This is a genomic window from Pedobacter sp. 10L46_2, assembly GCF_056395165.1.
This window is the reverse complement of record NZ_JBFTIZ010000027.1, coordinates 58,561-64,346: the sequence shown is the minus strand read 5'-3', so window position 1 is coordinate 64,346 and position 5,786 is coordinate 58,561. Positions and strand designations below refer to the sequence as shown.

At 37.2% G+C, this 5,786-nt stretch carries 5 protein-coding genes; 3 read left to right on the top strand and 2 right to left on the bottom strand.

Annotation, left to right across the window (positions count from 1 at the left end):
- Positions 1–85 precede the first annotated feature (85 nt).
- From AC1DDX_RS05105 to AC1DDX_RS05095, 3 genes are read left to right on the top strand one after another with little or no spacing between them, the layout of a single operon-like run.
- On the top strand, positions 86–1,585 hold the full coding sequence (locus tag AC1DDX_RS05105; protein ID WP_172661699.1) for a sigma 54-interacting transcriptional regulator: 1,500 nt from the start codon (positions 86–88) through the stop codon (positions 1,583–1,585).
- A 22-nt stretch (positions 1,586–1,607) separates the two neighbouring features.
- Positions 1,608–2,885, top strand: a complete 1,278-nt coding sequence (locus AC1DDX_RS05100; protein WP_288883610.1) for a metallophosphoesterase — start codon at positions 1,608–1,610, stop codon at positions 2,883–2,885.
- Between the two features lie 23 nt (positions 2,886–2,908).
- Positions 2,909–3,796 (top strand): UbiA prenyltransferase family protein, encoded by an 888-nt coding sequence (locus AC1DDX_RS05095; RefSeq protein ID WP_172661701.1) that lies wholly within the window; start codon positions 2,909–2,911, stop codon positions 3,794–3,796.
- A 7-nt stretch (positions 3,797–3,803) separates the two neighbouring features.
- Here AC1DDX_RS05095 and AC1DDX_RS05090 read toward each other — a convergent pair whose 3' ends face one another.
- On the bottom strand, positions 3,804–4,493 hold the full coding sequence (locus AC1DDX_RS05090) for a response regulator transcription factor (RefSeq protein WP_172661702.1): 690 nt from the start codon (positions 4,491–4,493) through the stop codon (positions 3,804–3,806).
- Positions 4,494–4,536: 43 nt separating this feature from the next.
- Positions 4,537–5,571, bottom strand: coding sequence for a sensor histidine kinase (locus AC1DDX_RS05085; protein WP_477621826.1), 1,035 nt, complete (start codon positions 5,569–5,571; stop codon positions 4,537–4,539).
- Between the last annotated feature and the right edge of the window lie 215 nt (positions 5,572–5,786).

Below are 5,786 nucleotides of genomic sequence, written 5' to 3'. Positions count from 1 at the left end.
GGAGAATACATATTTGAAGATTATATAAAGAACAGACGGAAAACAGTCAGATAAGTTCTAAGCGCTCAATTCGAAAAGATAAGACATGGATTACAACAACATAAAAACACTTGGCCAACTAAAGGCCTCAAGCTATAAATCATTATCTGTAAAAGACGAGCTTCGTAAGAATCTGATTGTTCAGCTTAAAAATAAGGATGCTGGATTTGAAGGCATTTTAGGATATGATGAAACCGTGATTCCGGAATTGCAAACGGCTATTCTTTCGCGCCATAATATTTTATTGTTGGGTTTACGCGGTCAGGCAAAAACACGTATTGCCAGGCTGATGGTAAATCTTTTAGATGAGTATATTCCATACGTAAGCGGAAGTGAGATTTTTGATGACCCTTTGAACCCTATTTCATGGTACGCAAAGCATGAAATATTAATTCATGGCGACAATACCCCTGTTAGCTGGCAGCACCGTAGCGAAAGATATACTGAAAAACTGGCTACTCCCGATGTAACCGTAGCCGATTTGATTGGAGATGTTGATCCAATTAAAGCTGCTACCTTAAAATTAACGTACAACGACGAACGGGTAATTCATTTTGGTTTAATACCCAGAGCTCATAGAAGCATCTTTGTAATTAATGAGCTGCCCGATTTGCAAGCGCGCATACAGGTGGCATTATTTAATATGCTACAGGAAAAAGATATTCAGATAAGAGGTTTCAAGTTACGCTTGCCATTAGATGTACAATTTGTTTTTACTGCAAACCCGGAAGATTATACCAATAGAGGCTCTATTGTGACGCCGCTGAAAGACCGCATAGAAAGCCAAATCCTAACCCACTATCCTAAAACCATTGACATTTCCAGAAAGATAACCTTCCAGGAAGCAAAAATAACAGAAGAGCAAAAAGCGAACATCGAAGTAGATGGCCTGGTTAAAGATCTGATAGAACAAGTTGCATTTGAGGCCAGAAAAAGTGAGTTTATTGATCAAAAGTCGGGGGTTTCAGCAAGGTTAACCATTACCGCTTATGAGAACCTCATTAGTACTGCAGAACGAAGAATGTTGATTAATGGAGAGAAAAGCACATCCATAAGACTTTCTGACCTGGTAGGCATTATTCCAGCAGTAACCGGAAAAATTGAACTGGTTTACGAAGGTGAATTGGAAGGACCTGCAAAGGTTGCGAATACACTCATCGGCAAAGCAATTAAAAGTTTATTTGCTCGCTATTTCCCTGATCCGGAAAGAGCCAAAAAAAGTAAAACCGCTAACCCATACACTAACATAACCGAATGGTTCACAGATGGAAATACACTAGATATAGCCGACTCCCTTACACAGGCAAAGTACGAAAAGCAGCTTAGGGAGGTTAACGGCCTATATGATCTGGTTAAAAAATTCCATCCTAAACTAAGCGAAAACCAAACCTTATTGTTAATGGAATTTGTACTGCATGGTTTGGCGGAATATTCACAGTTAAACAAAAAATATCTTGAAGGGGGATTCGGATTCTCAGATATGTTTGAAAGCTTATTTAACACCGAACTTGGTGATGACGACGACGATGACATTAATTTCAGGTAATCTTATTAATAAAAATACTTAAATGGGACGACTACCCGCACTTATAATTTTATCTGTTTTACTTCTGGCTTTCGATTACTACTGTTATCGGGCAATATTATCCGTATTTAAAAAATGGAAGCCAACTACAAAAAAACTGTTTTCAATAATTTGGTGGACGTACACCGGTATTCTTGTAATAGGCGTGTTTGCAGCGATTTATGTTCCTTCTTACTTACCTTTATATTTAAGCCTTCGATCAGTTATTCTTGTGGCATTCTTTTTAACCTTGGTTTGTAAAATAGTAATGCTGCCGTTTTTATTGATTGATGACATAAGGAGATTAATTGTTAAAATAAACAGGTTCTTCAAAAGAAAAAACACAGCAGTTTTGACTGAGAAAGAGCCCCAAACTATGGTTGGAGAACCTATAAGCAGATCGTCGTTTATTATAAAAGCTGGATTAATCACAGCTGCTATTCCCTTGACCTCTCTTACCTGGGGCATTTCCTCTGGCGCCTACGACTATAAGATAAAAAGGAGGACTTTAGTGCTCCCGAACCTCCCAAAGGCTTTTGAAGGAATCAGATTTGGTCAGATCTCGGATATCCACTCTGGAAGTTTTTATAATAAGAAGGCGGTACAGGGCGGTGTAGAAATGCTCCTGGCAGAAAAACCTGACTTTATCTTTTTCACAGGAGATCTTGTTAATGATATGGCCACTGAGATGCGCGACTATCAGGATCTGTTCAGTAAAGTTAAAGCACCCCTTGGAGTGTATTCCGTACTCGGAAATCATGACTATGGCGATTATCATTTTGGTGGCGCACCATCAGCTGCTAAAGCTAAGAACCTGCAGGATGTAATTAAAACCCATAAAGTAATGGGTTGGGATTTACTGATGAATGAGCATCGCCGGTTAAAGATAGATGGCGAGGAGATTGGAATATTAGGGATTGAAAATTGGGGAATGGGCCGTTTTCCAAAGTATGGCCGGATGGACCTGGCAACTAAAGACACAGATGATCTACCTGTAAAGCTACTACTATCTCACGATCCTTCTCATTGGAGGCAAGAGGTTTTGAAAAAATATCAACAAATAGATGCTATGTTTAGTGGCCATACTCATGGCATGCAGTTTGGCGTAAGAACTGAACATTATCAGTGGAGCCCTATACAATACATATACAAAGAATGGGCTGGTCTTTACAAAGAACAAAATCAACAACTTTATGTAAATGTTGGTTATGGCTTTCTAGGTTATCCAGGAAGGGTTGGAATTTTACCGGAAATAACGATATTTGAATTGAAGCGGGCCTAATTAAATTAACCGCCTCTCTGCAAATGATTAAAAGAATACTTCTTTCTATTCTTGATTTCCTGCTATTCAGCAACCTGTTTATAGGTATTTGTGCGGTTGCCCAGGGCTTGGTAACCTATCATCTTTTACATGTTCCTGCAGATAAATATATACTTGCATTCTTATTCTTTGCTACAGTAGGTCTTTACAACTTTAGTATGTTATTGGCCAAGCCTAAAGACCCAGGAAATTCACCATACATTAGAGTTAGATGGATATTTTCACATCATCGCCTAATCATTTCAATTACACTGATTTGTATTTTGTGTTTAATTCCACTCGGCTTATGGTATTTAAGCTTGGAATCTAAACTGCTGATGGTATTTACCGGATTAATGGCTGTTGGCTACAATGTACCTTTCCTAACACTAAATAAGCAGCAAATCGGTTTAAGAAATATCCCGGGAATTAAGCTATTTCTGATCGCTCTTGTTTGGTCTATAAGCAGTGTATTGCTACCAATAGTTGAACTTGAACGCAGCTATCAGATCAATATCTCCTCGGCCGAAACCCTCTTACTTGTAGCCAAACGCTTTTTATTTATTGCGGCCATTACTGTTCCCTTTGACATCAGAGATTTGTTTCAAGATAAGCTGTATGCACTTAAAACAATCCCTGTAATGCTTGGAGAAAAAAAAGCTTACGTCTTCTGCCAATTTTTACTCGGCCTCTATGTCTTGCTGTTAATTCTATTCAGACAGGCAACAGTAGGAGACATCGTTGCCCTTACCCTAACCATAATCTTAACGGGCTGGCTGATCTTTAAATCCAATATCAAAAAGAATGAATACTACTATTTCTTCTATCTTGATGGAACCATGGTTCTACAATACCTCGCATTACTACTCGTTACCTGGATTACGCAGTTATAAAAATAAGTTACGCTGGGTTAAAGCGATATCCAACACCTCTTACCGTTTGCAGTAATTGCGGATTATCAGGATTAAGCTCTATTTTTTTACGTAAGCGTACAATGTGCATATCAAGAGTTCTGGTATTCACATCAGAATTGTACCCCCAAACAACCAACATAAGTTCATCTCGGTTAATTACCTTATTCGGATTCCTTAAAAAGTAAAGTAAAATCCTGTTTTCAAGAATTGTAAGCTCTATCTTTTTCCCGTTTCTGAATAGTGTATGGATATTAGGGTGATGTTCCATATTTCCGAAACGATGGATCTCTGAACGGTCATTATTAAGCAGATATTTAACCTTACTATCCAACATTGCAACCAGAACATCCATATTAAATGGTTTAGTTACATAATCTGAAACTCCAAAATTATAAGCATCTATCTTATCCACATCCTGAGCTTTAGCTGTCATCATGATGATCAAATTCTCGAACCCCTGTTTTCGTACTTCTTCACAAACTTCGGCACCCTGTTTACCAGGTAACATCCAATCTAAAAGAACAATATCAGGCTGCTCATCTATTATCATTTTTTCGGCAGTTAAACCATCACCAACCTCCAAAACATCATAGCCTTCGGCTTTTAAACGATGTACAACCAGAAAGCGTAAATTCTCGTCATCTTCAACTATCAGTATTTTAATTCCCTTAGACATAATTTTTTATTTATTTGAATATAAATGCAAACGTATAATGGTACTAGTCATTATATGGCAGTACAATTTTAAACTCTGTTCCTTTATCAACTTTACTTTTTACCGTAATCTCGCCACTCATAAAGTTAACGAGTTCCTTACAGAAAGCCAAACCCAGACCAACGCTCCCATTCTGGTTGTACTGGTTTTGTATGCGAAAAAATTTCTTAAATATATTATTAATTTCTGACGAAGGAATTCCTATTCCCTGATCCGCAAACCGGAATACTACTCTTCCCTTAATAAGTCTGGCAGAAATGTGAAGCCGTTTCCGCTCTTGTGGCGAATACTTATAGGCGTTTTCTGCCAGGTTATCAAAAAGACTTCCCAGTAATACCGGATCGGTAACAAATGTTTTGAATCCGCTTACATCAAAAGTAAAATCAAAATCGGGGTGTTTAAGTCTATGTGATTCAACCGTACTTTCAATAAAATCATTAATATTAATTTTCTCGGAGTTTAGCTGTATTGCCTTATTCTCAATCTGAGTAAAGGCAAGTAATTTGTTCATTAAACCATTCAGCTTATCAGCCTCTTCATCAAGAATTTTTCCATAAAGTTTTAATTCTCTTTCGGTTAAACTAGATGCACTTTTAATGTTGTTTCCTGCAATCTTAATTACACTTACCGGAGTTTTAAACTCATGAGTAAGGTTATTCATAAAATCGTACTGCAGTTTAAACATCTTCTGATTAATATTTAAGTTTCTATAGATAAGGAATGCCACCAATACCAAAATACTGTAAAACAACAATACACCTAAAGCAATCGGAAGGAAATAACTGAGGATTTCCTTATCAATAAAGGATTTAGAAGAGATAAAATAAAGCTTAAAATCTGAAAATGGTCCCGGCAAGGTTATCTCAGTAGTAACATATAATGAAGAGGTTTCAAGCGGATCATATGTTAACGGTTCAATTTTAATATATTGATATAATAGAGGTCTAGAGTTGATGATCTTGATTTTATATGGATCCAATTGAAAAGAAAGCATGTCCTGCTGATAAATCGGCTGTGGATTTAAAGATTTTCTCATCATTGTTTTGTACATCTTAAGATCCTCTATCCTCGGTATATTCAAATAGGTAATCTTGTTAGACCGTACATTACTAAAGTTACTAAACAGTTCATCCTGGCTAGGTACGCGAGTGGTATCCAAACTCTCAATATACGATACCAGCTTCAATGCTAAGGCATTAAAATCGTCCCCTGCAATGAAATTACGGGTATTATCACTTGAGAATAGCTTAACCG

Excerpts from the sequence above, each read along its gene's own strand:
- AC1DDX_RS05105 (WP_172661699.1), top strand. The coding sequence starts at position 86 with ATGGATTACAACAACATAAAAACACTTGGCCAACTAAAGGCCTCAAGC.
- AC1DDX_RS05100 (WP_288883610.1), top strand. The coding sequence starts at position 1,608 with ATGGGACGACTACCCGCACTTATAATTTTATCTGTTTTACTTCTGGCT.
- AC1DDX_RS05095 (WP_172661701.1), top strand. The coding sequence starts at position 2,909 with ATGATTAAAAGAATACTTCTTTCTATTCTTGATTTCCTGCTATTCAGC.
- AC1DDX_RS05090 (WP_172661702.1), bottom strand. The coding sequence starts at position 4,493 with ATGTCTAAGGGAATTAAAATACTGATAGTTGAAGATGACGAGAATTTA.
- AC1DDX_RS05085 (WP_477621826.1), bottom strand. The coding sequence starts at position 5,571 with ATGATGAGAAAATCTTTAAATCCACAGCCGATTTATCAGCAGGACATG.